Genomic DNA, 22,051 nt, shown 5'->3' with positions numbered 1-22,051 from the left:
GTGACCACCGTTCCCGGGCGCATGCTCACCCGACCGGAATGGCTGGCCGCGCGCATCGCGGAGATGGGCCATTCCTGGGGGACCACGTCGCTGCGCATCGCGGGCACGCTGTGGTGGTGCATGGTCGCGTCCGCGCTGGTGGAGCAGATCGCGCGGGCGTACGCGCACGACGAGGAGGCCCCCGAAGCCACGCTGGAGCGGCTGGAGTGCGAAGTGCGCCCCGACGGCGGCATCGAACGGGTGCGCATCCCGGCGGACGGCGGCCGGGCCGCCGGAAGCGCGGCGGCGCTGCACGAGACGCTGGCGACCGTCATCCCACCGGTGGCCCGGGTCTCGAGCGCGGGGGTCCCCGCGTTGTGGGCGATCGTGGCCGACGCGATCGGCAACCGCGCCCTGGACGCCGGGTCGCCGGAGGCGGGCGCGCGGCTGGCCGCCGCGATCGGCGGCAAACTTCCGGTTCCGCGTTTCGTGGAGATCGGCGGACGCACCTTCGTGCGGCGCATCTCCTGCTGCCTGGTGTTCGAGGTCCCGGGCTGCGACATGTGCACCAGCTGCCCGAAACGCCCGGCCGCCGAACGCATCGCACTGCTGGCGGACCTGGCCGCCGAAGGCTGACCGCCCGCCGCGCGGCACCGCGGCGCGCCCACCGGGAACCCGATCGCCACCCGGCCGCTACGGCGCAAAACCCGGAGGGACGGGCCGAAGCGGCGGGACAGTAGCATGGTCGCGCCGGACGAACATGCGGTCGGCCACCATCCAGCGGGCCTCCGCCCGCACACGAAACGCCAAGGAGAGCGCAGCCGTGACCACCTCAGCCGCCATCAGCCCAGTCGCCCTCGTCCGGGTGCCGGCCGGGACGACGGCGGGCGCCGCGGTGCGCGAGGCGGGGTTGCCCACCAAGGGGCCCGACACCGTGGTCGTCGTCCGGGCCGACGGCGAGCTCAAAGACCTGTCCTGGACTCCGGACAAGGACGTCGAAGTGGAGCCGGTCGCGGCGAACACCCCCGACGGCCGCAACGTCATCCGGCACTCCGCCGCGCATGTGCTCGCCCAGGCGGTGCAGCAGGAATTCCCCGAGGCCAAGCTGGGCATCGGCCCCTACATCAAGGACGGGTTCTACTACGACTTCCGCGTCGAGCGCCCGTTCACCCCGGAGGACTTGGCCAAGCTGGAATCCCGGATGAAGAAGATCGTCAAGGGTGCGCAGCGGTTCTCCCGCCGGGTGGTCGAGGTGGACGAGGCCAGGGTCGAGCTGGCCGGTGAGCCGTTCAAACTGGAGCTGATCAGCGACAAGTCCGGCATCGATGACCCGGAGGTCATGGAGGTCGGCGGCAAAGAGCTGACCATCTACGACAACCTGGATCCGCGCACCGGCGAGAAGATCTGGGGCGATCTGTGCCGCGGCCCGCACATCCCGACCACCAAATTCATCCCGGCCTTCAAACTGACCCGCAGCTCGGCCGCCTACTGGCGCGGCGATCAGAGCCGCGAGGACTTGCAGCGCATCTACGGCACCGCGTGGGAGTCGCAGGAGGCGCTCGACGAGCACCTGCACCTGCTCGCGGAAGCGGAGCGGCGTGACCACCGCAAGCTCGGCCTGGAGCTGGACCTGTTCAGCTTCCCCGACGAGCTCGGTTCCGGTCTTCCGGTGTTCCACCCCAAGGGCGGCATCATCCGCAAGGAGCTGGAGGAGTACTCGCGTCGCAGGCATGTCGCGGCCGGCTACGAGTTCGTCAACACCCCGCACATCACCAAGGGCCATTTGTTCGAAGTCTCCGGCCACCTGGACTGGTATCGCGACGGCATGTTCCCGGCGATGCACCTGGACGCGGAGTTCAACGAGGACGGCACCGTCCGCAAGCCCGGCCAGGACTACTACGTCAAGCCGATGAACTGCCCGATGCACAACCTGATCTTCCGCGCCCGCGGCCGGTCGTACCGGGAGCTTCCGCTGCGACTGTTCGAGTTCGGCTCGGTCTACCGGTACGAGAAGTCCGGCGTGGTGCACGGCCTGACCCGAGTGCGCGGCATGACCCAGGACGACGCGCACATCTACTGCACCAAAGAGCAGATGCACGGCGAACTGACCGACACGCTGCGGTTCGTGCTCGACCTGCTGAAGGACTACGGCCTCGACGACTTCTACCTCGAGCTGTCCACCAAGGACCCGAAGAAGTTCGTCGGTTCCGACGAGATCTGGGAGGAGGCCACCGAGACCTTGTCCAAGGTCGCCTCGGCCTCCGGCCTGGAGCTGGTGCCGGATCCGGGCGGCGCCGCCTTCTACGGCCCGAAGATCTCCGTGCAAGCCAAGGACGCGCTCGGCCGCACCTGGCAGATGTCGACCATCCAACTGGACTTCAACCTGCCCGAGCGCTTCGACCTGGAGTACACCGCCTCCGACGGCACCAAGCAGCGGCCGGTCATGATCCACCGCGCGCTGTTCGGCTCGATCGAGCGCTTCTTCGGTGTGCTCACCGAGCACTACGCGGGCGCGTTCCCGGCCTGGCTGTCGCCGGTGCAGGTCGTCGGCATTCCGGTCGCGGAGGCTTTCGCGCCGCATCTGGACGGGGTGATCGAGCGGTTGCGCGACGAGGGCGTCCGTGCGCAGGTGGACCGCAGCGACGACCGGATGCAGAAGAAGATCTTCAACAACACCGCCCAGAAGGTGCCGTTCATGCTGCTGGCCGGTGAGCGCGACGTGAACGCGAACGCCGTGAGCTTCCGCTTCCGCGACGGCACCCAGGTCAACGGCGTGCCCGTCGACGACGCGGTGGCCACCGTCGTCGAGTGGATCGCCCATCGGGAGAACGCCTCGCCGACGGCCGACGGTTTCGAGATCCGAGCAGCGAACAAGGGTGGGGCATGACCGAGCGGACGGTGCCGGAGGGGCTGGCGGATCTGGACGGGACCGCGGCCTCGGCCGATCCGGGCAGCATCGTGGACACCGGCGCCGGGGAACCGGATCGGCTGCTGCGCTTGTGGACGCCGTATCGCATGTCCTACATCGCCGAGGCGGCCACGGGTCCCAAGGATTCGACCGGCCATCCCTTCACCGACATCCCGAAGATGTCGGACGAGGACGGATTGGTCGTCGCCAGGGGTGAGCTGGTGTACGCGGTGCTGAACCTGTACCCGTACAACCCGGGACACATGATGGTGGTGCCGTACCGCAAGGTGGCGAACCTGGAGGACCTCACCGAGGCGGAGAGCGCCGAGCTGATGGCGTTCACCCAGCAGGCGATCCGGGTGATGAAGAAGGTGTCCCGACCGCACGGCTTCAACGTGGGGCTGAATCTCGGCGGGGTGGCAGGCGGATCGCTGGCCGACCACCTGCACCAGCACATCGTCCCGCGCTGGGGCGGCGACGCGAACTTCATCACGGTCATCGGCGGGGCGAAGGTGATGCCGCAACTGCTGCGGGAGACCAGGGCGCTGCTGTCGGCGGCCTGGAAGGAGGCGTAGATGAGCGACCGAGCGGATCGGCCGTGCTGAGTTTCTTCGGCCGCGAGACGTTCGCCAAGGCGACGGCTCCGCTGGGCCGCGCGCTCGTCGCCACCGGATTGACACCGGACAGCATGACGCTGATCGGCACCACCGCCTCCATCCTCGCCGCCGTCACCCTCTTCCCGACCGGACACCTGTTCTGGGGAACCATGGTGATCTGGTTGTTCGTCATGTTCGACATGCTCGACGGGGCGATGGCGCGGGCGCGTGGCGGTGGCACGAAATACGGCGCGGTGCTGGACGCCACCTGTGACCGGCTGGCCGACGGCGCCATCTTCGGCGGGCTGGCCTGGTGGGCGGTGTACCACGAGCAGCACAGGCCGTTGTTCGCCGCGACGCTCGTCGTCCTGGTGACCTCGCAGGTGATCTCCTATGCCAAGGCGCGTGCCGAGGCCAGCGGCCTGTCCGCGGACGGCGGCATCATCGAGCGGCCGGACCGGCTGATCATCGTGCTGGTTGGCGCCGGACTCACCGGGATCGGCGGCTACTGGGGCATCGAGTGGCTCACCTACGCCGTGCATGTGGCCATGTGGATTCTCGCCGTGCTGAGCATCGTCACCGTGGTGCAGCGTGTGCTGGCCGTGCGCAACTCGCCCGGGGCGCGCACCGTGATCCCGGCCGCGCAGGTGCAGCGACCCGGCGCGGGCAGCGCAGGCACTTCGGGACTTCCGTCGTGACCGCACTCGGTGCCGGGCGCGAACCGATCGACGGTGGCGCCCGGGTATTCGCGACGATCACGTGCGGACCAGCGGCTCGGGAGCGGGGATGACGATCGGGGAACAACTCGGCGCCGCCGGATACGCGGCGGGCTGGCGGGTGGTGCGTGCGCTGCCGGAGCCGACGGCGCGGCGGCTGTTCGAGTGGGGCGCCGACCGGATCGCCCGGCGCGCCAATCGGGAATTCCACGCGGGCGGCGCGCCGGACCAGTTGCGGCGCAATCTGGCGCGCGTGCTCGGCGTCCTTCCCGCCGATGTGCCCGACGAACTGATCGTCGCCAGTATGCGCTCCTACGCACGGTATTGGCGGGAGGCGTTCCGGCTGCCCACGATGGACCACACCGCGATCGACTACTACGTCGGCGGGCTCGAGCACCTGGATGCCGGGCTCGCGAACGGCCGGGGCGTGATCCTGGTGCTGCCGCACTCCGGCAACTGGGACATGGCGGGCGTCTGGCTGGTGCAGCACTACGGCGGCTTCACCACCGTCGCCGAGCGGTTGAAGCCGGAGTCGCTGTTCGAGCGGTTCGTCGCCTACCGGGAGAGCCTCGGCTTCGAGGTGTTCCCGCTGACCGGCGGCGAGCAGCCGCCGTTCGGCCGGTTGGCCGACCGCCTACGGCAGAACAAGATCGTGTGCCTGATGGGCGAACGCGACCTCACCGGCAAGGGTGTGCCCGTGGACTTCTTCGGTGAGCGCACCTGGATGCCCGCGGGCGCGGCGAAACTCGCCATCGAGACCGGCGCGGCGTTGCTGCCGGTGCACGCGTGGTTCGAGGTGGACGCCGACGGCCGCGAGAACTGGGGACTGAAAACCGAAGCGCCGCTGGATATTTCCGGTGGCGTGGCCGCGGCCACCCAGGCGCTCGCCGACCGTTTCGCGGCGAATATCGCCGAGCACCCCGCGGATTGGCACATGCTGCAACCATTGTGGGAGAGCGATCTCTCGCCGCAGCGGCGTGCCAGAATCGGCGCCGCGCAGGCGAGCATCAAAGCCGAGCAGGGAGACGTATCGCCATGAAGATCGGCATGGTCTGCCCCTATTCGTTCGACGTCCCCGGTGGGGTGCAGGCGCATGTGGTCGAACTGGCGCGGGTGCTCATCGAACGCGGGCACAAGGTGAGTGTTCTGGCGCCCGCCTCGGAGGGCACTCCACTGCCGGAATTCGTGGTGTCGGCGGGGCGCGCGGTGGCCATCCCGTACAACGGGTCGGTGGCGCGACTGTCGTTCGGGCCCATGGCCTACACCAGGATTCGCCGATGGATCGACGGCAACGACTTCGACGTGCTGCACATCCACGAGCCGAACGCGCCCAGCCTGTCCATGCTCGCGCTGAAGATCGCCGAGGGCCCGATCGTGGCGACCTTCCACACCTCGACGACGAAATCCCTGGTGCTCAGTACTTTTCAGGGGGTGCTGCGGCCGTATCACGAGAAGATCCTCGGTCGTATCGCGGTGTCCGAACTCGCGCGCCGCTGGCAGGTCGAAGCGCTCGGCTCGGACGCCGTCGAGATTCCCAACGGTGTCGACGTCCCGGCCTTCGCTCGCGCGCCGATGCTGCCGGGCTATCCGCGGCCCGGCGGGACGGTGCTGTTCCTGGGGCGCTACGACGAGCCGCGCAAGGGCATGCAGGTGCTGCTCGGCGCGCTGCCCGAACTGGTGCGCGAGCACCCCGACGTCGAGATCCTGATCGTCGGCCGCGGCGAGGAGGACCGGTTGCGCCGCGAAGCCGGCGAGCTGGCCGGCCATCTGCGCTTCCTCGGGCAGGTGTCCGACGAGGAGAAGGCTTCGGCGATGCGGAGCGCGGACGTGTATGTCGCGCCGAACCTGGGCGGCGAGAGCTTCGGCATCATCCTGATCGAGGCGATGGCGGCGGGCACCGCGGTCGTGGCCAGCGAACTGGACGCCTTCCGCCGGGTGCTGCGGGACGGAACGGCGGGCATGCTGGTCCCGGTCGGCGACTCCGCGGCCCTGGCCGCCGCGCTGCACACCGTGCTCACCGACGAAGTGCGCCGAGAGGCTTTGGTGCGTACCGCCACCCAGGTCGTCGGCGAGTACGACTGGCCGGTGGTGGCCGAACAGATCCTGCGCGTCTACGAGACGGTGACCGTGGGCGACATGAGAGTGCGGGCCGCAGGATGATCACCTTCTCCGCGACCACCGTTCTCGTCCTCGCGCTGATCGCCGCTGTGGTCGTCGCGATCGGCTTGTGGGCGTATTCCACCGCCAACCGGCTCGACCGGCTGCACGTGCGCTCCGACCAGTCCTGGCAGGCGCTCGACGCGGCGCTGGCGCGGCGCGCGGTGGTGGCCAGGTCGGTCGCGATGGCGATCGCGGGTCCGGTGTCCGATCCGGCCATGGCGGAGCAGGCCGCTCAACTGGCGGCGCTGGCGGACCGGGCCGAGCGCGCGGGCCGCGCCGAGCGGGAGACGGTGGAGAACCGGTTGTCCACGGCGCTGTCGGCGGTCGACATCGGCACGCTGCGCCCGCAACTGGTCGCCGAGCTGGCCGACGCCGAGGCCAGGGTGCTGATCGCCCGCCGCTTCCACAACGACGCCGTGCGCGACACGCTGGCGCTGCGCACGCGCCGCCCGGTCCGCATGCTGCACCTCGGGGGTACCGCCCCCTTACCGTCCTACTTCGAGATCACCGAGCGCGCGACACCCGCCGCGTCCACGGGTCTCGCGGTGGACACCATCCGTACCACTGCCCGTGTCGTGCTGTTCGACGAGAACGACCGGACCCTGCTGATGCGCGGGAACGATCCGAAGACGCCCGAGGTGTCGTTCTGGTTCACCGTCGGCGGCGGCGTCGAGCCGGGGGAGACCCTGCGCGCGGCGGCGGTCCGGGAACTGTACGAAGAGACCGGGTATCGCGCGGACCCGGCCGACCTGCGTGGCCCGATCTGGCGGCGGGTCGCGGTCTTTCCGTTCGACGGTGAGCTGATCCGCTCCGAAGAGCTGTTCTTCGCGCTGCGCACGCGGGGATTCCAACCGCACGCGGCGAATCGGACCCTCATCGAACGCCGCTCCATCACCGGGCACAAATGGTGCACCGCCGCCGACATCGTCGCGCTGGACCGCTCCGGCGAAACGGTCTACCCGTATCACCTGGACGAGCTGCTGGCCGGAGCGGCCGAGGCGGCGTCGGGGACCGGCGATCCGGAGGTCCGCTCCATCCGCTGACCGGTCCGGGAACGAATGTGATGTGCTTCACGATCGTGATAGCGTCGCGATGATCCAGGGCGCCGGAGGGTATCGATGTCAGGGACGCATGTGATTTCGGTGTCGTGGTCCCGCCGTCGGCGGTGCTGTTCCTGTTCGGTCGTGGAGGTAGTTGATTCATGTCGTACCTGCTGTTCGATTTCCTGTTGCCGCTGATCGGCCCCGCGGCCGCGGAGTACTGGGCGCAATTGCTGGTGGTCGGCCCGCTGTGATCGGACGCCGGGCGCGGACCGGGAAGGCCGGTGCGGCGCCGGGACGGCTGGGCAGCCGAGCCTTCCCGGCGTAAAGCGTCCGTACCGGGATCGCACCAGGCCAGTGCGCTCCAACTGGCTATCAGGTGGCCTTTTGCGGCCACCTAGAATCGTGGCGTTCGAATGCGAGTGATCGATTGGCGCGATGCCTGGAGGAGTTTGCTGTGACCACCCCCGAGACCACCCAGACCGTCGGTACCGCCCGCGTGAAGCGCGGCATGGCCGAGATGCTCAAGGGCGGGGTGATCATGGACGTCGTCACGCCGGAGCAGGCCAAGATCGCCGAGGACGCCGGTGCGGTCGCGGTGATGGCGCTGGAGCGCGTCCCCGCCGACATCCGGGCCCAGGGCGGTGTCTCCCGGATGAGCGACCCGGACATGATCGACGGCATCATCAACGCGGTCTCCATCCCGGTCATGGCGAAGGCCCGCATCGGCCACTTCGTGGAGGCGCAGATCCTGCAGAGCCTCGGCGTCGACTACATCGATGAGTCCGAGGTGCTCACCCCCGCCGACTACGCCAACCACATCGACAAGTGGAACTTCACCGTGCCGTTCGTCTGCGGCGCCACCAACCTCGGCGAGGCGCTGCGCCGGATCACCGAGGGCGCGGCCATGATTCGGTCCAAGGGCGAGGCGGGCACCGGTGACGTGTCCAACGCGACCACGCACATGCGCAAGATCCGCCAGGAGATCCGCAGGCTGTCGTCCCTGCCCGAGGACGAGCTGTTCGTCGCCGCCAAGGAGCTGCAGGCGCCCTACGAGCTGGTCCGTGAGATCGCCGAGACGGGCAAGCTGCCTGTCGTGCTGTTCACCGCGGGCGGCATCGCCACTCCGGCCGACGCCGCGATGATGATGCAGCTCGGGGCCGAGGGCGTGTTCGTGGGGTCGGGCATCTTCAAGTCCGGCAACCCGGCGCAGCGCGCCGCCGCCATCGTCAAGGCCACCACCTTCTACGACGATCCGGATGTGCTGGCGAAGGTGTCGCGTGGTCTGGGTGAGGCCATGGTCGGCATCAACGTCGAGGAGATCGCCCAGCCGCATCGCCTGGCCGAGCGCGGCTGGTGATCCGCGGCCGGTAGCGTCTGCCGCGTGGAGTTGCGGCAGTTGCGGTACTTCGTGGTTCTGGCGGAGGAATTGCACTTCCGCCGGGCCGCGCAGCGATTGTTCATCTCGACGCCGACGCTCAGCCAGCAGATCAAGGTGCTGGAACGGGAGGTGGGCGGTCCCCTGCTGGTCCGGGAGCCGCGGGTGGAATTGACGCCCGCGGGCGCGGTGCTGCTGCGTTCCGGCCGCGACGTTCTGCGCGCGATGGACGAGGCGATGCGCGCGACCAGGCGTGCCGCCGTAGGAGGCGCCCCGGTACTGCGCCTGGGACTGCTCAACGGCGTCCCGCCCTGGCTGCCCACCCGTATCGGTAGTCTGCTCGCCGCGGCGCTGCCCGGCGCGCGGATGGTGCTCACCGGGGGGACCACCGCCGACCAGGTTCGCTTTCTCGACGACGACGAAGTCGATCTCGCCTTGGTGCGCGCCCCGGTGGACCTGCCCGACCGCTTCGCGCAACGTCCGGTGGCCCGCGAGGAACTGGGCGTCGTGATGTCCGAGCGGCATCCCCTCGCCGGTGCCATGCCGCTGGACCCCACCGAGCTGAGCGGGCAGGAATTGATCTTGTTCGCCCGGGAATCCGCTGCGGGGCTGCATGATTCGCTGTTGCGGACGCTCGCGGGCCACGGCGCCGCGGTACGGCTCAGCGACAGCGCGATGGGGCATGCCCAGATGCTGGCCGTGCTGCCGTCGCGCCCCGACGCGATCGGGCTCAGCTCCGCGCGCGCTGACGGACTGCCCGGTCTGGTTTGGCGGCCGTTGCGGGGTGCGCCCCTGATGGTGACCTATGCGATCGCCTGGCGCGCCACGGTGCGCGATCCGGCCGTGGCGGCGCTGCTCACGGCACTGACGGCCGAACTGTCGCCGGAATGAGCCCGCCGGGGACGCTTCCGATGCTAGGTTCACTTCTTACGGCGGCCAGAAGGTCGTCTCATGGTTCTCACAATCACGCTCAGTAGCTTCGCCATTCGATGGCCCCCCGGCCACATCGCGCCCCACCACCGTCGGATCGATCCGAGTGCAAAGGACGAACAGTTGAAGCTTCTCGAGACCGGACGCATCGCAGCGGCGGGCCTGGCCCTTGCGGCCGCCCTGAGCCTGGCCGCCTGCGGCAGCGACGACAAGAGCGACTCGCACAGCTCCAGCCACACCACCACCGCCGCCGCGTCGGCGACCGCGAACGTACCCGCCCCGCCCACCAAAGAGGAACTCAACGCCAACCTGCAGCGCGCGCTCGACCCCTCGGTGCCGAACGAGGAGAAGCTCGACCTCGTGCAGGGCATCCAGGCCGACCCGAGCCTGCCCAACCGCTTGGCCCAGGCGTTTCAGCAGGCCAACGCCACGGCAGTGGTAACGGGTGTGACGGCCTTCGGTGACACTGTCACCGCCCAGGCCACGTTCACCATCAACGGGCAGCCGAACCAGGTCGACGTTCCGTTCGTCCTCGAAGACGGCAAGTGGAAGGTCCAGAAGGCCTGGGCCTGCCAGGCGCTGGCCAACCTGAACCAGCAATCCCCGGCTTGCGCCGCCTGACGGGTCGCTTCGCGGTGGCCGTCCACCGAGATCCTTGGGCCGAATCGGTCCACGGACCCGCGATGTTAGGCCGAGCCTAAGGCGTATTCGGCAGCGCGACATGGACACCCGACCATGGCGATGGTCGGGTGGAGTCATGACAGCAAGCAGTACAACACCCGAACGCGTCGTCATCGTCGGCGGCGGCTCCGGCATGGGACTGGCGCTGGCCGCGTCGCTGATCGACGAAGGCGCACAGGTCACCATCGCGGGCCGTTCCGCCGAACGACTGGCCGCGGCCGAGCGCACTCTGTCCGGGGGACCGGGCACGGTGCGCTCGGTCGTCGCGGACATCACCCGCGAAGCCGACCTCGAGCGCTTGTTCGCCGGATCGGAACCGGCCGATCATGTCGTCACCACCGCCGCCGACGTCACCGGCGCCTATCAGCAGCTGGACCGGTTCGACGCCGATCTGGCGCGAAACCTCGTCTCGGCCAAGTTGATCGGGCCCATGCTGCTGGCCAAACACGCCCGGGTGGCCCCCGGCGGCTCGCTGACGTTCACTTCCGGCATCGCGGCCTATCGCCCCGCCCCGGGCGGCGCCATGGTGGCGGCCGTCAACGGCGCCCTCGCCTCGCTGGCCTACGCGCTGGCCCTCGAACTCGGCCCGGTCCGCGTCAACGTGGTCTCGCCGGGGTGGGTCGACACACCGATCTGGGACGCCATCGCCGGGCCCGCGAAAACCGAACGTCATCAGCAGCTCGCCGCGCGACTGCCCGTCGGCCGCATCGGCCGCCCTTCCGACATCGCGCAGGCGATGCTGGGCGTGATGCGCAATCCCTTCATCACCGGCACGGTCCTGCACGTGGACGGCGGGCATCGGTTGGTCTGATCGCGGGGCGACGGTGGTCGAGACACACATATAGGTACGCGACTATGCGCATCAAAACATGAGAAGGCCCGAGAAACATCCCGCACCGTGACGAACGGGAATCGGCAAGGACGGGCGGAACTCAGTCCGCCCGGTCCTCACCGACCCGCAGCGCCGGGCGATCGGGATGGTCCCACCGCACGAAGAATGTCGGTGTACATGGGTTCTCGGCATCGTGGCGCAGCAGGGCGGGAACGGTCCACTGCGCGTCGGCCGGGGTGCGGCGGCGGAGCGCGGCCTCGGACAGGTCCAGCCGGAGGCTCAGATCGGGGTCGATATGGCGGCCTGCGAGCATCGGGCCCGCGACCACGATGGTGGTGGCGGGTGGCGCCGTGCGGATCGCGGCGCGTGCGGAGCGGTCGGTCGCTTCGTCCCACAGCGCGGGCAGCCACCGGCCGTGCTCGCGCAGCGCGTCCACCACTTCCCGGCGCAGCGCGGCGTAGTCGAACCACGCGGTGCGATAGGACATCTCATCGGTGCGGCCGAACTCCATGCGCAGGGACGCAGGCCGCACGTAGTCGTGCACGGAGACCACGTCGGCCGATCGGCCGGCCGCGCGCAGCGCCTCGGTGATCCGCTCCGCGAGGGCCACCGGCTGGGCGGCATCCGCCCCGTCGACGGTGATCACCGTGTGCGACGTCGTGGACAGCACAGGCTGGATCACCTGCTCGACGAGAGCGTCGGGGGTGATGGGCAGGAAGCGCGGCACTCGTCCATCTCAGCAAAAGCGTCACGGCCGGTGCGGTGTGGGCGTTGCCGGGCGTTCACCGGCGGCCGAGCGGCGCCGCGGGCAGCGGCCGGGATAATCTCAGCGCATGGCGACAATCGAAGAGGCGCTGGAGATAGAGCGGCTGGAGCGGGACATCTTCCGTGGCGCGTCCACCAAGACCCAGCTGCAGCGCACGTTCGGCGGCCAGGTTGCCGGCCAGGCGCTCGTGTCCGCGGTCCGGACGGTGGAACCGCGATTCCAGGTGCACTCGCTGCACGGATACTTCCTGCGTCCGGGCAATCCGCAGGAGCCGACGGTCTACCAGGTCGAACGCATCCGGGACGGGCGGTCGTTCTGCACCAGGCGGGTGACCGGCATCCAGGACGGCGCCGCGATCTTCACCATGTCGGCGTCGTTCCACGTCGGTGACGAGGGCCCCGAGCATCAGGACGTCATGCCCGATGTCCCGATGCCGGACGATCTGCCCGACGCCAGCACCACGATGTCCCCCGAACGCCTGTGGGCGATGCGCGAGTGGGAGCACTGGGACATCCGCATGGTCCCGCAGGAGAACGTCTCCCGCCGCGAAGGCGTGGTCTCCCAGCAGCAGGTGTGGTTCCGCTACCGGCACCTGCTACCCGACGACCCGCTGGTGCACGTGTGCACCCTCGCCTACATGAGCGACATGACGCTGCTGGGTTCCTCGAAGGTCATCCATCCCGACGAGCCGACCCAGAACGCCTCGCTCGACCACGCGATGTGGTTTCTGCGCCCCTTCCGCGCCGACGAATGGCTGCTCTACGACCAGTCCTCGCCGTCGGCCGCCTTCGGCCGTGGACTGACCGGCGGCAAAATCTTCACCCGCGAGGGCACGCTCGTCGCGGCCGTGGTGCAGGAAGGCCTCATCCGCACGCTGCGGGACTGAACCAGCACGCAGCCGACCGTGAGCGGGCCCACATCGGCAGGGCTCGTAAACTTTCCGGCGTGAACGCTACCTCGGTCGCCGCACCCGCCGCGGGCGCCGGACAGAAGCAGTCCCGTCCCACGATCGGCGTGCTCGCGTTGCAAGGCGACGTCCGGGAGCACGTCGCCGCACTCGCGCAATGCGGCGCCGAACCCGTGCTGGTCCGGCGGGAGGCGGAACTCGCGGCCGTGGACGCGCTCGTACTGCCCGGCGGCGAGTCGACCGCGATCAGCAAGCTGCTGCAGGTCTTCGAACTGCTGGAGCCGCTGCGCGCGCGCCTGCGCGACGGCATGCCCGCGTTCGGTTCCTGTGCGGGCATGATCCTGCTCGCCTCGGAGGTGCTCGACACCCGCCCGGACGCCGAGCATCTGTCCGGCATCGATATGACGGTGCGGCGCAACGCGTTCGGCCGTCAGGTCGACTCGTTCGAAACCGACCTGCCGTTCGCCGGGCTGGCCGGAGGGCCGGTGCGCGCGGTGTTCATCCGCGCGCCCTGGGTCGAGCGGGCAGGCGCGGGCGTCGACGTGCTGGCCACCGTGCCGGACGGTCCCGCCGCGGGCCGGATCGTCGCGGTGCGGCAGGGCAACGTGCTGGCGACGTCGTTCCATCCCGAGGTCACCGGTGATCTGCGGGTGCACGACATGTTCGTGGAGATGGTCCGCTCGGCCGCCGCGTAGTCGGGGCCGCTCTGCACGGCCGCGGCGGCGGCCCGAGTAGGCTGGGGAAGTTGTCCGCCCGGCCGTGCCGGTACCGTACACACGACCAGACGTGCCACCGACCTGAAGGAAGTAGGGAATGAGCGGCCACTCCAAATGGGCCACCACCAAGCACAAGAAGGCTGCGATCGACGCGAAGCGCGGCAAGCTGTTCGCGAAGTTGATCAAGAACATCGAGGTGGCGGCCCGGACCGGTGGCGGTGACCCGGATGGCAACCCGACCTTGTACGACGCCATCCAGAAGGCGAAGAAGTCGTCGGTACCCAACGACAACATCGAGCGCGCCCGCAAGCGCGGCGGCGGCGAGGAAGCCGGCGGCGCCGACTGGCAGACGATCATGTACGAGGGTTACGGCCCCAACGGCGTCGCGGTGCTGATCGAATGCCTCACCGACAATCGCAACCGGGCCGCGGGCGAGGTCAGGGTCGCGATGACGCGCAACGGCGGCAATATGGCCGACCCGGGCTCGGTGGCCTACCTGTTCCATCGCAAGGGCATCGTCACCCTGGAGAAGAACGGCCTGTCCGAGGACGACGTGTTGCTGGCCGTGCTCGACGCGGGCGCCGAGGAGGTCAACGATCTCGGTGATTCGTTCGAAATCATCAGCGAGCCCGGCGATCTCATCGCGGTGCGCACCGCCCTGCAGAGCGCGGGCATCGACTACGACTCCGCCGAGTCCGGTTTCCAGCCGTCGGTGTCGGTCGCGGTGGACCTCGACGGCGCCCGCAAGGTGATCAAGCTCGTCGACGCCCTCGAAGACAGCGACGACGTGCAGAACGTCTACACCAACGTCGACATCCCGGACGACGTGCTCGCCGAACTCGAGGACTGAGCGGTCCACCTCGCGCGGCATCCCCGCACCGCGGGATGATGGTGCGCGAAATCGGGGCGGCCGGTCCATGCACGGGCCGCCTCGAGTAGTTCGGCGATCGCGCCGCCACCTTCCGGTCGGCGCTTCACCGCCGCCGGGAAGGTGGGGCCGGACTCACTCCGCGATCCTGGTGCGATCGCACCACTCGTACACGCGCAGCCGCCCTTCGGGCGTGTCCTGTTCCCGCTGGGTGACCTTGAAGTGCTCGTATCCGCCGCGGAACGGCACCTTCAATTCCACCCCCGGCGGGGTGATCGGGACGATGCGCGCGGGCAGATCTTGCGGCCCGCCTTCGAGGACTGCTTTTGCGCCTTTGCTCATCCTCGGATGGTAGAAGCGCGAACGCCCTGATCGTGGCACATTTCATGGGACAGTGAGTACCAATTTGCCGACGGTTCGCCCGGTGTCGCCCAGCGCGTGTGCCTCGGCGGCCGCCGACAGCGGGAACGACCGGGCGATCGTCGGGCGCAGCGCGCCGGATTCGACCAGTCCGGCGAGGGCGAGCATGCCGGAGTGATCGTGTTCCACCAGCATCCGGATCGCACGCACGCCCAGCGCCTCCGCCTCGGCGGCCAAGTCGACCGCGCCGAAGGCCCGCAGCGTCACCAGCAGCCCGCCGGGCCGCAGGGTGCGCAGCGACCGGATGCTGTTGTCGTCGTCGATCGAGTCGAGCACCACGTCGACGTCGCGCACGGCCTCGGCGACGTCGGTGTCGCGATAGTCGATCACCTCGTCGGCGCCGATGCCGCGCAGGAACGCGTGGTTCGGCGCGCTGGCGGTGCCGATGACGTACGCCCCGCGCGCTTTGGCGATCTGGACCGCGAAGTGGCCGACGCCGCCCGCCGCCGCGTGGATCAGGACGCGCTGTCCTGCGCCGAGCCCGGCGGTGTCGACCAGCGCCTGCCATGCGGTGAGCGCCGCGAGCGGGATCGCCGCGGCCTGGGTGTGGTCGAGCGTGGCCGGTTTGGGGGCGAAAGCACGCGCAGGACCGACGACGTATTCGGCGCAGGCGCCGTGGCCGTGCGGATACGGGAGCATGCCGAACACCTCGTCGCCCGGGCGGAAGAGGGTCACGCCGATGCCGGTGGCCGCGACCTCGCCGGAGACGTCCCAGCCGAGGACGAACGGCGGTTCGGGGAGGAAAAGTCCGGCGGTGGCGCGGTGGCGCCAATCGGTCGGGTTGAGTCCGGCGGCGCGGACCCGGACGAGGATCTGGCCGGGGCCTGCCACCGGCTGCGGCAGTTTCACTTCGGTGAGCACCTCGGGTCCGCCAAGGGTCTGCTGGCTGATCGCGCGCATGGTCGCGGTGCTGTCGATTTCGGTCACGGCTGTCAGCCTGCCGGGACCCGGCGGCGAAGAAAATGGCACGATTGCCATTCTTCGATATGATCGTGCCATGACTTCGACCGCGCCCCATCGGGTGGTGGTGCTGGCGTTGGAAGGGGTCTACCCCTTCGAACTGGGTATCCCGAATCGCGTCTTCGGCAGTGCCGCAGGTAGATACGAGGTGATCACCTGCACGGTGGACGGTCGTCCGGTGCGCAGCGCCGCCGACTTCGACATCGCGGTGGCCCACGACAGCCGCGCCTTGTGCGACGCCGACACCGTGGTGCTGCCCGCCTGCGACATCACGACGGCGGTCACCGGCACGCTGCCGCAGCCGGTGCTCGACGCGTTGGCGCGGATTCCGGAGCAGGCGAGGATCGTCGCGATCTGCACCGGCGCCTTCATCGCCGCGGCCGTGGGCCTGCTCGACGGGAGACCGGCCACCACGCATTGGAATCAGGCCGGTTTGTTCCGGCGCGCCTTTCCGCGGGTGCGTCTCGACCCGGACGTGCTCTATGTGGACGACGGCGACGTCCTCACCTCGGCCGGCGCGGCGGCGGGACTCGACCTGTGCCTGCATCTGGTGCGACGCGATCACGGCAGTGCCGTTGCGAACGCGGTCGCGCGCCGCTGCGTCGTACCGCCGTGGCGCGATGGCGGTCAAGCGCAGTACATCGAGCAACCCGTGCCGCCGCAGACCTCGGCCGGGACCGCCGCGGCCAGGCAGTGGGCACTGGAGAACCTCAGTCATCCGCTGACCGTCGACGAACTGGCCGTGCGCGCCCGGATGAGCAAGCGCACCTTCGCCCGGCGTTTCCGCGACGAGGTCGGCATGAGCCCGGGACGCTGGCTGATCCAGCAGCGCGTCTTCCGCGCCAGACATCTGCTGGAGACCACCGACTTGACCGTCGATCGCATCGCGGGCGAGGTCGGGTTCGCCACCGGGACCTCGTTGCGTCAACACCTGGCCGCCGCGATCGGCGTGTCACCGCAGGTCTATCGGCGCACGTTCCGCACGCGAGCCGACCTGGCGGCGAACTGAACGCCGGTGCGCTCGCGGGCCGGCGTTCAGTCGGCGGCCGGCGCGGGCAGGCCCACGCGACCGGCCGGCCATGGCAGGGAACACGCGAATCCCTCGTCGGCCACGTACCACTCGGCCGCCGGCGCCGCCGCGACGCCGACCACGACGCAGAGCGGCAGCTGGATCAGCCACCATCGTCTCCCGCGCCGGGCGACGGCGACCAGCATGATCGGCGCGGCCAAGAGCGCGACGGTCACCGGCAGCCAGCCGTGCAGCAGGGAGATCCCGTGATGAAAGGTGTGCTGCTGGTTCGGCCCCCGGGCCTGCCGGGGAAACCTGCGGTGGCGCCGGAGACGTCGGCGCGGGGTCCTCGGCGTCGGCGTGGCGTGCGAGGCAGAATGCGACCATGGTCGAACTCATGCTGGTGCGCGGTGACATCACCGAACAGGAGGTCGACGCGGTGGTCAACGCGGCCAACTCGTCGCTGCTCGGCGGCGGGGGAGTCGACGGAGCGATCCACCGGCGCGGCGGCCCGGAGATCCTGGCGGAATGCCGGCGATTGCGGGCGTCGCACTACGGCAGGGGACTGCCCACCGGAGCGGCGGTGGCGACCACGGCGGGTCGGCTTCCCGCGCGGTGGGTGATCCACACCGTCGGGCCGGTGTGGTCGGACACCGAGGACCGCTCCGCGCTGCTGGCCTCCTGTTATCGCGAATCCCTTCGTGTCGCGGACGAATTGGGGGCGCGCACGGTCGCGTTCCCGGCGATCTCGACCGGAATCTTCGGCTGGCCGATGGACGACGGGGCGCGGATCGCCGTGGAAACCGTTCGCGCGACCGAGACGGAGGTCTCGCAGGTGCGGTTCGTCCTTTTCGACGAGCGGGCGCACGGTGCGTTCGCGCGGCAGGTCTCCGGGCTCTGACACCTCGGCTCCGGCGGCCGCGTCGCCGGTGGGCGAAACTTGTCGGTGCCCGCCGGCATAGTCGGCGCGTGTCGTTCAGTACCCGCATCGAAGTCCGGGTGTCCGATCTGGATTCCCAGTTGCACGTCACCGGCGCGGCCTATCACCAATACGCCGATCACGCGCGTTTCGCCTGTGTGCAGGCGGCGGGTGTGTCGGTCGAGGACCTGATCGCGTCCGGCCTCGGCCCGGTCAACCTCGAGACCGTGCTGCGTTTCCAGCGCGAACTACGCGGTGGCGACGTCGTGGACGTGTCGTGCGCCTGGCAGTGGGGGGAGGGCAAGACCTACCGGGTCGAGCACGTGCTGACCCGCGCCGACGGCGTGGTCGCCGCGACGGTGACCACCGTCAGCGGCTTGCTGGATCTGACGGCGCGGCGCATGGTGGCCGATCCCGCGCGGCACTGGGCGGCGCGCGCGAGCCGTCCGGAGTTGCTGGGATTGCCGGCGCCGCGCGGGAGGCGACGGTCGTCGGCGCATAGCCCGGGCTGTGTCGCTGGAGGGTGAAAGGCGAAGCCTCCGCTAGACTCTCGAACAATTGTTCGTGTCTGCGAGAGGGGTTGTCGTGCGGGTGATGGGCGTCGATCCCGGACTCACCCGATGCGGCCTCAGCATCGTCGACGGCGGATCGGGGCGGAAGGTCACCGCCGTGGACGTCGGCGTGGTCCGCACGCCCGGCGATATGGAGCTGGCGCAGCGCCTGCTCGCGGTCGCCGACGCCGCCGAACGCTGGATGGACACCCACGAACCGGGGGCCGTCGCCATCGAACGCGTCTTCGCCCAGCACAATGTCCGTACCGCCATGGGCACCGCGCAGGCGGGCGGCGTGATCGCCCTGGCCGCGGCTCGGCGGGGGATCCCGGTCGCGTTCCACACACCCAGCGAGGTGAAGGCCGCGGTCACCGGCAACGGCGCCGCGGACAAGAAGCAGGTGACCGCCATGGTCACGCGCATCCTCGGCCTGGCGTCGGCGCCGAAACCTGCCGACGCGGCGGATGCGCTGGCGCTGGCGATCTGCCATTGTTGGCGGGCGCCGCTGCTGGAGCGGATGGCGGCGGCGGAGGCCAAGGCGGCCGCGGCGCAGCGCCGATACAAGGAGCGGCTGGCCGAACAACGGAAGGCGGTGCACGGGTGATCGCGTCGGTACGCGGTGAAGTGCTGGAAATCGCCCTCGACCACGCGGTGATCGAGGCGGCCGGCGTCGGCTACCGGCTCAACGCGACCCCGTCCACCCTGGCCGGGCTCACCCGGGGCGAGGAAACCCGGCTCTACACCGCGATGATCGTCCGCGAGGACTCGATGACCCTCTACGGTTTCGCCGACACCGAGGCCCGCGACCTGTTCGGCCTGTTGCAGACCGTGTCGGGCGTGGGACCCCGCCTGGCCATGGCGGTGCTGGCCGTGCTCGAGCCGGAGGCGCTGCGCAAAGCGCTGGCCGAGAGCAACGTGGCGGCGCTGACCCGGGTCCCCGGCATCGGCAAGCGCGGCGCCGAGCGCATGGTGGTGGAACTGCGCGACAAGGTGAATCTGGTTGCGGTACCGTCCGGTCCGCCCGGATCCGCACCTGCCACTGCCGTCACGCCCGTGCGCGAGCAGGTCACCGAAGCGCTCGTCGGCCTCGGCTTCGCGGCCAGACAAGCCGAACAGGCGATCGACGCGGTGCTGGCCGAACAGCCCGCCGCCGACACCTCCGCCGCCCTCAGGGCCGCGCTCGGCCTGCTCGGCAAGAACCGGTAAGGCGTCATGGATCATTCAGAGGACCCCGGCGAGTCGCAGGTCAGCGCCAACTATCTGAAGTCCGACGGCGAGATCGAGGCGAGTCTGCGCCCGAAGTCGCTGGACGATTTCATCGGTCAGCCCCGCGTGCGCGAACAGCTCGCGCTGGTGTTGCGCGGCGCCAAACAGCGCGGCGGCACACCGGATCACGTCCTGCTGTCCGGCCCGCCGGGCCTGGGCAAGACCAGCATGGCGATGATCATCGCGGCCGAACTCGGCACCGCGCTGCGGATCACCTCGGGTCCGGCGCTGGAGCGAGCCGGCGACCTGGCCGCCATGCTCAGCAATCTGGTCGAGGGCGATGTGCTGTTCATCGACGAGATCCACCGGATGGCGCGGCCCGCCGAGGAAATGCTCTACCTGGCGATGGAGGACTTCCGGGTGGACGTGGTCGTCGGCAAGGGGCCGGGGGCCACCTCCATCCCCCTGGACATCGCACCGTTCACGCTGGTCGGAGCCACTACCAGGTCGGGAGCGCTGACCGGCCCGCTGCGCGACCGTTTCGGTTTCACCGGCCACATGGACTTCTACGAGCCCGGCGAGCTGCTGCGCATCCTGCAGCGCTCGGCGCACATCCTCGGCGTCGTCATCGAGGAGGAGGCGGCGGCCGAGATCGCGGGCCGCTCGCGCGGCACGCCCCGGATCGCCAACCGCCTGCTGCGCCGCGTCCGCGACTACGCGGAGGTGCGTGCCGACGGCCGGATCACTCGCCCCATCGCCCAGGCCGCGCTCGAGGTCTACGACGTGGACGTGCTCGGCCTCGACCGGCTCGACCGCGCGGTGCTCGGCGCGCTGGTCCGTGGTTTCGGCGGTGGTCCGGTCGGCGTGTCCACCTTGGCCGTGGCGGTCGGGGAGGAGGCCGCGACCGTGGAAGAGGTCTGCGAACCGTTCCTGGTGCGCGCCGGGATGGTCGCGCGCACACCGCGCGGCCGGGTCGCCACCGCCGCCGCGTGGGAGCACCTCGGTCTCGTCCCGCCGCCCGACCTGGTGTTCGGCTCCATCGAAGTGCGCGGCCGCGAGCCGCACCCCACGCTCGACCTCTTCGAATGATTCGCGCGGGGGTGGATCGCGGTCGCGGTCAGCGGCGATGGCGCAGAGCGGCGGCGACCAAATCGCGGAAGGCGTCGACTTCGTCGCGCTGATATCCGCGAGTGCCGCGCCGGGCCTCGGTGAATCGAACGGCCTCGACATCGGCGAGGGTGAGGCTGCCCGGCCCGCCGTGCGCGAGGGTCGCGGCGACCAGATCGAGGAACGCGCCGACCTCTTCCTCGTTGTATCCGCGCCTGCCCACCGGGGCCTGGCTGAATCGCATGCGCCGCACGTCGTCGAACGTGAGCATGGCCTGGCCGTCGCCGTTCGCGGCGGGCACCGGCCGGACACCGCGTTGCCGGAACTCCAGCTCGGCGCGCAGCTGGTCGAGATACTCGTCCACCTGATCGGCGCGGTAGCCGCGCTGGCCGAGCCGGGGCGCTTCGAAACGGACCTGGCGCAGATCGTCGGCGGCGAGATCGCCGTGTCCGGCCAGCGTCGCGGCGATGAGTTCGAGGAAGGCGTCCACCTCGTCCGCGTGGTAGCCGCGATGCCCGAGCGTCGGGGTCGCGAAGCGGGTGCTGCGCACGTCCTCCGGAGTCACGAGCGACATTCTGTCAGGCTCGCCGCCCCGGGCCGCTCGGAAGGAATACTTCGCGATTGCATGGCCTTTTGCGAACAAGGGCCGTCCCCCTGGCGAGAGCGTCGGATCAGTGCGCCTCACCCTAGCGCCGGTGGCGATGTCAGGGGGATTGCCGAGTTGCTCAGTCCTTGCGCACGCCGTCCACGAGCAGGCGGCGGATGGCCTGGTTCAGCCCGGCGATGGCGGCCTCGTCGGGTTCGCGCAGCGAGTAGACGATGCCCCCGATCAGCATGCCGGTCACCGCGCGCGCGGTGTTCAGCGTGTCCAGGTCGGCGCGCAGGTAGCCCTGCTCGACGCCGTGGTCGAGATAGCCCGCGGTGAGCGCGTCGGCGGTGTCGAGCAGTCCGTACAACCGCTGCGTGAGCTCGTCGTCGATGCCGGTGGCATGGAACAGCAGCAGCTGGGCCACCCGGCGATCGGCGAGCAGGATCTCGGTGAGGGCCACGCCGATGCGGTCGATCTGGGCGCGGTATTCATCGAGGGAGGCGGCGGCGTCCGGGGCGTTCTCGGTGCCGAGGGCGGCGATGATGCGCGCGGCCAGATCGTCGATGACGTGGTCGATGATGTCGCGCTTGTTGCTGAAGTAGCGGTAGAAGGTGCCGTGGCCGATGCCGAGCTGTGCCGCGATGTCGGCGATGCCGGTGGCGTGATAGCCCTTCTCCGCGAAACAGACGAACGCGGTGTCGATGATCTCCTGGCGCAGTTCGGCTTTGCGTCGCTCGGCACGCGTGGATGGCTTCGTCACCTCCCCGATGATACAGTCATCACGAACGGAATGATGTGTCATTCCGTGATATG

The 22,051-nt window shown here is 69.8% G+C and carries 26 protein-coding genes; 20 read left to right on the top strand and 6 right to left on the bottom strand.

Translation table 11 applies throughout. The annotated features are described in order from the left end of the window. From ACH49X_RS03400 to ACH49X_RS03350, 11 genes are all read left to right on the top strand, one after another. A complete protein-coding gene (locus ACH49X_RS03400) occupies positions 1-615 on the top strand; it encodes a (2Fe-2S)-binding protein (protein WP_323124421.1) in 615 nt (204 codons plus the stop codon). 187 nt (positions 616-802) lie between these two features. Further along, a complete protein-coding gene (gene thrS / locus ACH49X_RS03395; RefSeq protein WP_195082261.1) occupies positions 803-2,866 on the top strand; it encodes a threonine--tRNA ligase in 2,064 nt (687 codons plus the stop codon). Further along, complete coding sequence (locus ACH49X_RS03390) at positions 2,863-3,462, top strand: HIT domain-containing protein (protein ID WP_067809841.1); 600 nt, start codon at positions 2,863-2,865, stop codon at positions 3,460-3,462. The genes thrS and ACH49X_RS03390 overlap by 4 nt, the downstream gene beginning before the upstream one ends. Positions 3,463-3,485: 23 nt before the next feature. Further along, the gene (pgsA, locus tag ACH49X_RS03385; protein WP_195082262.1) at positions 3,486-4,181 is read left to right on the top strand and encodes a phosphatidylinositol phosphate synthase; all 696 of its coding nucleotides are present in this window, start codon (positions 3,486-3,488) and stop codon (positions 4,179-4,181) included. 88 nt (positions 4,182-4,269) lie between these two features. After that, entirely contained in the window at positions 4,270-5,238 is a 969-nt protein-coding gene (locus ACH49X_RS03380) for a phosphatidylinositol mannoside acyltransferase (protein WP_195082263.1), read from the top strand. Continuing rightward, positions 5,235-6,359, top strand: a complete 1,125-nt coding sequence (locus ACH49X_RS03375) for a glycosyltransferase family 4 protein (protein ID WP_357206749.1) — start codon at positions 5,235-5,237, stop codon at positions 6,357-6,359. The genes ACH49X_RS03380 and ACH49X_RS03375 overlap by 4 nt, the downstream gene beginning before the upstream one ends. Then, positions 6,359-7,402 carry an NUDIX domain-containing protein gene (locus ACH49X_RS03370; RefSeq protein WP_195082402.1) on the top strand — a complete coding sequence of 348 codons (1,044 nt, stop codon included), beginning with the start codon at positions 6,359-6,361 and terminating at the stop codon, positions 7,400-7,402. The genes ACH49X_RS03375 and ACH49X_RS03370 overlap by 1 nt, the downstream gene beginning before the upstream one ends. Before the next feature lie 454 nt (positions 7,403-7,856). Then, entirely contained in the window at positions 7,857-8,759 is a 903-nt protein-coding gene (gene pdxS / locus ACH49X_RS03365; protein ID WP_195042546.1) for a pyridoxal 5'-phosphate synthase lyase subunit PdxS, read from the top strand. Between the two features lie 24 nt (positions 8,760-8,783). Then, positions 8,784-9,668 carry a LysR family transcriptional regulator gene (locus tag ACH49X_RS03360; protein ID WP_195082265.1) on the top strand — a complete coding sequence of 295 codons (885 nt, stop codon included), beginning with the start codon at positions 8,784-8,786 and terminating at the stop codon, positions 9,666-9,668. A gap of 162 nt (positions 9,669-9,830) precedes the next feature. After that, on the top strand, positions 9,831-10,328 hold the full coding sequence (locus ACH49X_RS03355) for a hypothetical protein (protein ID WP_357107919.1): 498 nt from the start codon (positions 9,831-9,833) through the stop codon (positions 10,326-10,328). Positions 10,329-10,464: 136 nt separating this feature from the next. Beyond that, positions 10,465-11,199 carry an SDR family oxidoreductase gene (locus ACH49X_RS03350; RefSeq protein ID WP_357107916.1) on the top strand — a complete coding sequence of 245 codons (735 nt, stop codon included), beginning with the start codon at positions 10,465-10,467 and terminating at the stop codon, positions 11,197-11,199. A 121-nt stretch (positions 11,200-11,320) separates the two neighbouring features. On the opposite strand, the gene ACH49X_RS03345 is transcribed toward ACH49X_RS03350, so the two are convergent. Continuing rightward, positions 11,321-11,947 carry a hypothetical protein gene (locus ACH49X_RS03345; RefSeq protein ID WP_195082268.1) on the bottom strand — a complete coding sequence of 209 codons (627 nt, stop codon included), beginning with the start codon at positions 11,945-11,947 and terminating at the stop codon, positions 11,321-11,323. Between the two features lie 106 nt (positions 11,948-12,053). Here ACH49X_RS03345 and ACH49X_RS03340 point away from each other — a divergent pair, with 106 nt between their 5' ends. The 3 genes from ACH49X_RS03340 to ACH49X_RS03330 all read left to right on the top strand — a co-directional run bounded on the left by ACH49X_RS03340 (position 12,054) and on the right by ACH49X_RS03330 (position 14,459). Beyond that, positions 12,054-12,872 carry an acyl-CoA thioesterase II gene (locus ACH49X_RS03340; RefSeq protein WP_357206747.1) on the top strand — a complete coding sequence of 273 codons (819 nt, stop codon included), beginning with the start codon at positions 12,054-12,056 and terminating at the stop codon, positions 12,870-12,872. A 59-nt stretch (positions 12,873-12,931) separates the two neighbouring features. Then, on the top strand, positions 12,932-13,588 hold the full coding sequence (gene pdxT, locus ACH49X_RS03335; RefSeq protein ID WP_357206745.1) for a pyridoxal 5'-phosphate synthase glutaminase subunit PdxT: 657 nt from the start codon (positions 12,932-12,934) through the stop codon (positions 13,586-13,588). 118 nt (positions 13,589-13,706) lie between these two features. Next, the gene (locus ACH49X_RS03330; RefSeq protein WP_357206743.1) at positions 13,707-14,459 is read left to right on the top strand and encodes a YebC/PmpR family DNA-binding transcriptional regulator; all 753 of its coding nucleotides are present in this window, start codon (positions 13,707-13,709) and stop codon (positions 14,457-14,459) included. A gap of 153 nt (positions 14,460-14,612) precedes the next feature. On the opposite strand, the gene ACH49X_RS03325 is transcribed toward ACH49X_RS03330, so the two are convergent. Beyond that, positions 14,613-14,819 (bottom strand): DUF5988 family protein, encoded by a 207-nt coding sequence (locus ACH49X_RS03325; RefSeq protein ID WP_195082272.1) that lies wholly within the window; start codon positions 14,817-14,819, stop codon positions 14,613-14,615. A 42-nt stretch (positions 14,820-14,861) separates the two neighbouring features. Then, entirely contained in the window at positions 14,862-15,797 is a 936-nt protein-coding gene (locus ACH49X_RS03320) for an NADP-dependent oxidoreductase (RefSeq protein ID WP_357108122.1), read from the bottom strand. 97 nt (positions 15,798-15,894) lie between these two features. Between ACH49X_RS03320 and ACH49X_RS03315 the strand changes: the two genes are divergently transcribed. Beyond that, positions 15,895-16,866, top strand: a complete 972-nt coding sequence (locus tag ACH49X_RS03315; RefSeq protein WP_357206741.1) for a helix-turn-helix domain-containing protein — start codon at positions 15,895-15,897, stop codon at positions 16,864-16,866. Positions 16,867-16,892: 26 nt separating this feature from the next. Here the strand turns inward: ACH49X_RS03315 and ACH49X_RS03310 are convergent, their stop codons facing one another. Then, the gene (locus ACH49X_RS03310; protein WP_195082274.1) at positions 16,893-17,102 is read right to left on the bottom strand and encodes a hypothetical protein; all 210 of its coding nucleotides are present in this window, start codon (positions 17,100-17,102) and stop codon (positions 16,893-16,895) included. Positions 17,103-17,251: 149 nt separating this feature from the next. On the opposite strand from ACH49X_RS03310, the gene ACH49X_RS03305 reads away from it, so the two are divergent. The 5 genes from ACH49X_RS03305 (at position 17,252) to ruvB (ending at position 20,631) form a co-directional block, all read left to right on the top strand. Then, on the top strand, positions 17,252-17,767 hold the full coding sequence (locus tag ACH49X_RS03305) for an O-acetyl-ADP-ribose deacetylase (RefSeq protein ID WP_357107904.1): 516 nt from the start codon (positions 17,252-17,254) through the stop codon (positions 17,765-17,767). Positions 17,768-17,835: 68 nt separating this feature from the next. Further along, on the top strand, positions 17,836-18,312 hold the full coding sequence (locus ACH49X_RS03300; protein ID WP_357206739.1) for an acyl-CoA thioesterase: 477 nt from the start codon (positions 17,836-17,838) through the stop codon (positions 18,310-18,312). 58 nt (positions 18,313-18,370) lie between these two features. Next, positions 18,371-18,940, top strand: a complete 570-nt coding sequence (gene ruvC / locus ACH49X_RS03295; RefSeq protein ID WP_195082404.1) for a crossover junction endodeoxyribonuclease RuvC — start codon at positions 18,371-18,373, stop codon at positions 18,938-18,940. Further along, on the top strand, positions 18,937-19,542 hold the full coding sequence (ruvA, locus tag ACH49X_RS03290; protein ID WP_357206737.1) for a Holliday junction branch migration protein RuvA: 606 nt from the start codon (positions 18,937-18,939) through the stop codon (positions 19,540-19,542). The genes ruvC and ruvA overlap by 4 nt, the downstream gene beginning before the upstream one ends. A gap of 6 nt (positions 19,543-19,548) precedes the next feature. Further along, positions 19,549-20,631 (top strand): Holliday junction branch migration DNA helicase RuvB, encoded by a 1,083-nt coding sequence (gene ruvB / locus ACH49X_RS03285; protein WP_195082278.1) that lies wholly within the window; start codon positions 19,549-19,551, stop codon positions 20,629-20,631. Between the two features lie 28 nt (positions 20,632-20,659). On the opposite strand, the gene ACH49X_RS03280 is transcribed toward ruvB, so the two are convergent. Next, positions 20,660-21,223 (bottom strand): DivIVA domain-containing protein, encoded by a 564-nt coding sequence (locus tag ACH49X_RS03280; protein WP_195082279.1) that lies wholly within the window; start codon positions 21,221-21,223, stop codon positions 20,660-20,662. Between the two features lie 151 nt (positions 21,224-21,374). Next, positions 21,375-22,040, bottom strand: coding sequence for a TetR/AcrR family transcriptional regulator (locus ACH49X_RS03275; RefSeq protein WP_357206735.1), 666 nt, complete (start codon positions 22,038-22,040; stop codon positions 21,375-21,377). Between the last annotated feature and the right edge of the window lie 11 nt (positions 22,041-22,051).

This window comes from Nocardia sp. NPDC019323 (assembly GCF_044389845.1).
Lineage (GTDB): Bacteria > Actinomycetota > Actinomycetes > Mycobacteriales > Mycobacteriaceae > Nocardia > Nocardia implantans.
Note: the sequence above shows the minus strand (reverse complement) of the source record. Positions and strands in the feature narration are given on the sequence as shown.